Below are 3,683 nucleotides of genomic sequence, written 5' to 3' on the forward strand. Positions count from 1 at the left end.
GCTCATATAAAGTGGTGTTAATGATAAAAGAAAATTAAAAACCTTTTTTCATTTCCCTCCCCCTGTTCATGCATTTATATAAGCTATTTTACTTCCTGTTTGATTCCCCTTACTATTCATTAAATCCACAATAAGCTTTTTTTCAATTCACGGGTTCCAAAATGAGACGGGTCCTCTTTTTTCATGGAAGAAAAAGGAGTGGGTCATTACCATTTCAATTACCATCCGTTTTTTATGGAAGTAATAAAAAAAGGCGAAGAAAAATAAAATATTTTTCTTCGCCTCTTTTATTTCAGGGAGTTATTATACGTTCCCTTTTTAAAATCAATAATCGGAATCAGCCGTTAAGCCCTTTACGATGGAGACACCTGCACTCGCTCCAATTCTTGTTGCACCAGCTTCAATCACTTTCTGGGCATCGCTCGTGTTACGGACTCCGCCTGAAGCTTTGACACCGATATCCGGGCCAACCGTTTTTCTCATAAGCGTGATATCTTCAACAGTCGCTCCGCCGGTCGAAAAACCAGTTGATGTTTTCACATAATCCGTTCCTGCTTTTACGGCCAATTCACATGCTCGGACCTTTTCTTCATCAGTCAATAAAGAAGTTTCAATGATTACCTTTGAAAGAGCCTTACCAGTGGATGCCGCTATTACAGCACGGATATCCCGCTCTACCAACTCATCATCCTTGTCCTTCAATGCGCCGATATTGATTACCATATCAACTTCGTGAGCGCCATTGGAGATGGCGTCTTTCGTTTCAAAAGCTTTGGTTTCCGGTGTGGTTGCACCTAGAGGGAAACCGATGACCGTACAAACTTTCACTTCTGAACCTTCCAAAAGTTCGCTTGCATATTTCACCCAAGTCGGGTTTACGCATACGGAAGCAAAGTTATACTCTCTCGCTTCTTCGCATAATACCTTAATTTGCTCTTTGGTTGCATCTGCTTTTAATAACGTGTGGTCAATTATACCTGCTACATTTTGTGACATTAATAAATCCTCCTCAAAAACAATCTATAACTAGTTGTACGTACCTCTCATGATACCATAGTTTATCCACTTTGACGATATATATAGTCTTTACCCGAAAGTGCCAAGAAAACACATAAAAAGAGGATAAAAAAAAGACAGCGATTAACCGCTGTCTTAGATATTGGATGCTTGTTGCAACGGAAAATCCTTCACTACCGTCACGAACTGACCTTCACTAGATGGATAGCCAGACTTTGTAATCTTCACTTTGACGATTTCACCGACCATTTCATCTGAAGCCGGAAAGATGATTTTCATGTAATTATCGGAGTAACCCTCATAAAGGCCACTTTCCAACTTCGTTTCAGGAATGACTTCCAGAACTTCCCCCTCGAATCGGGAGGCATACTCTTTTGCCAGCTGATCCGACAACGCGATAAGGCGGTGGACGCGTTCATTTTTGATATCTTCATCCACTTGATCTTCCATACGGGCAGCAGGAGTCCCTGTCCTTTTTGAATAAGGGAAAACATGAAGTTCGGAGAATTTATATTTTTCTATAAAATTATATGTCTCCATGAATTCTTCTTCGGTTTCACCCGGGAAACCTACGATGACATCAGAGGTAACAGCAAGACCCGGAAGTGCAATTTTCAACTTTTCGATTCGATCACCGAAGAAATCCATCGTATATTTACGTCTCATCCGTTTTAGAACTGTATCGGAACCCGATTGGATTGGTATATGCAAATGACGTACCACTTTTTTCGAATTCGTCAGCACTTCGATGATTTCATCTGTAATTTGGCTGGCTTCAATGGAGGAAATACGGATACGCTTCAGCCCATCGACTTTTTCCAAGTCCTGCAGCAGCATCGCCAAATTATAGTCTTTTAAATCGTCTCCGTAACCGCCAGTATGAATACCGGTGAGGACTAGCTCTTTATAGCCTGCCTCGACAAGCTGTTCAGCTTGGTGAATGACTTCTTTTGGATCGCGGGAACGCATCAAGCCACGGGCCCAAGGGATGATGCAGAAAGTGCAGAAATTATTGCAACCTTCCTGGATCTTAAGTGAAGCGCGTGTACGGTCTGTAAAAGCAGGTACATCCAGCTCTTCATAGACACGGTTTTTCATGATATTTCCTACAGCATTGATTGGTTCGCGTTCCAGCTTGAATTGCTCAATGTAATCAAGGAGTTTAACCCTATCTTGTGTTCCTACAACAATATCCACACCTGGTATGGCCATGATTTCTGCCGGCGATGTCTGTGCATAGCATCCCGTTACCGCTATGACGGCATTCGGGTTCTTACGAATGGCACGACGGATGACCTGACGGCTTTTCTTATCGCCAGTGTTTGTCACCGTGCATGTGTTGATGACATATACATCCGATGCATTTTCAAACTCAACACGATCATATCCCCCAGTTTTGAATAATTGCCAAATAGCCTCTGTTTCATAATGATTCACTTTACAGCCTAATGTATGGAAAGCGACCGTTGCCATTTTTCATCACCTCAAAAGTTCTACATGATAAGAAACAGCGGAAAGTGCATATAAAGGTGCTGTTTCAGTTCTTAATATTCTTGGTCCAAGACCGCAAGCCATAAAACCGGCATCAGTCAGTTTTTCAATTTCCTTATCTGCTAAACCGCCTTCAGGCCCAAATACGAATAGGATGGATTGCCCAGCGGTTAAATCTTTCAAGACAGAAGCGAGTACAGAAGCTTCCCCCCGTTTCGCCTCTTCTTCAAAAGCGATTAATTTATGATCGAAACCGGAAGCATAACCAGCAAGCTGATCTGCCGTCATCGGTTCCTTGATGGCAGGGATAACCGTGCGGTGGGATTGCTCAGCCGCCTCTTTTGAAATCTTCTGGAGTCTCTCCAATTTCTTACCTACCTTTTTGTGGTCCCATTTTACCACCGAACGAGCAGCAATAAAAGGGATAAATTCAACGGCACCCAGTTCAGTACCCTTTTGAACGATATATTCCAATTTATCCCCTTTAGGCAGACCGCTCGCTATCACAACCCTTACAGGAAGTTCCTTTTCTTCATTCTTCCATTCGGTAACTGTCCCTATAACAGCATCATCAGTAATATCCGAAATTTCCGCGATAGCCGTCATACCATTACCTTTCACCGTGATGATCCGTTCCCCTGGTCCCATTCTCATCACCCTGGCTATATGGTGAAAATCATCGCCTGATATCTTCACCGTGTTTCCATTGATGTCTACTTCGTTAAGAAAATACCGTTGCACACTGCCACCTACTTCGTCTAGTCTAAAAAACTCACAGGCTAACAGTCAGGAATCCGGAATGCAAGCCGTGCAAAGATTCAAGCTAAAAAAAGGTACTCTGACTATCAAAAAACCCGATAATCAGAGTAACTTTTCAATTAATCATTTCTTTTCGCGATTATTGCCACCCAATCTTCCATCAAGATCGTTTCCTCAACGGTGAATCCAGATGCTATAATCGCTTCCTTTACATCTTGTTTCTTAGTTTGAATGATTCCGGAAGCGATGAAATATCCGCCAGGTTTAACCACTTTCGCTACATCATCCGTAAAACGCATGATCACTTCGGCAAGAATATTAGCCACGACGATATCCGCTTGTTCATTCACACCATCCAGTAAATTGCCTTGTGAGACAGACACTTTATCCTGCACTTTATTTAGTTCCACGTTTTG

Annotated in this window: 4 protein-coding genes; all 4 read right to left on the minus strand. The window is 42.3% G+C overall.

Annotated elements, in window-relative coordinates:
* Window positions 1-324: 324 nt before the first annotated feature.
* Entirely contained in the window at window positions 325-996 is a 672-nt protein-coding gene (gene deoC, locus ACFVSH_RS24060) for a deoxyribose-phosphate aldolase (RefSeq protein WP_260284732.1), read from the minus strand.
* 156 nt (window positions 997-1,152) lie between these two features.
* Entirely contained in the window at window positions 1,153-2,490 is a 1,338-nt protein-coding gene (mtaB, locus tag ACFVSH_RS24065; RefSeq protein WP_387598054.1) for a tRNA (N(6)-L-threonylcarbamoyladenosine(37)-C(2))-methylthiotransferase MtaB, read from the minus strand.
* A 6-nt stretch (window positions 2,491-2,496) separates the two neighbouring features.
* Window positions 2,497-3,249, minus strand: coding sequence for a 16S rRNA (uracil(1498)-N(3))-methyltransferase (locus ACFVSH_RS24070; protein WP_387708247.1), 753 nt, complete (start codon window positions 3,247-3,249; stop codon window positions 2,497-2,499).
* Between the two features lie 137 nt (window positions 3,250-3,386).
* Window positions 3,387-3,683: 50S ribosomal protein L11 methyltransferase (locus ACFVSH_RS24075; protein WP_387708249.1), on the minus strand; the 297-nt coding region annotated here is incomplete at its 5' end.

It is taken from the genome of Peribacillus sp. NPDC058002 (assembly GCF_042886655.1).
Taxonomy (GTDB): Bacteria; Bacillota; Bacilli; order Bacillales; family DSM-1321; genus Peribacillus; species Peribacillus aracenensis.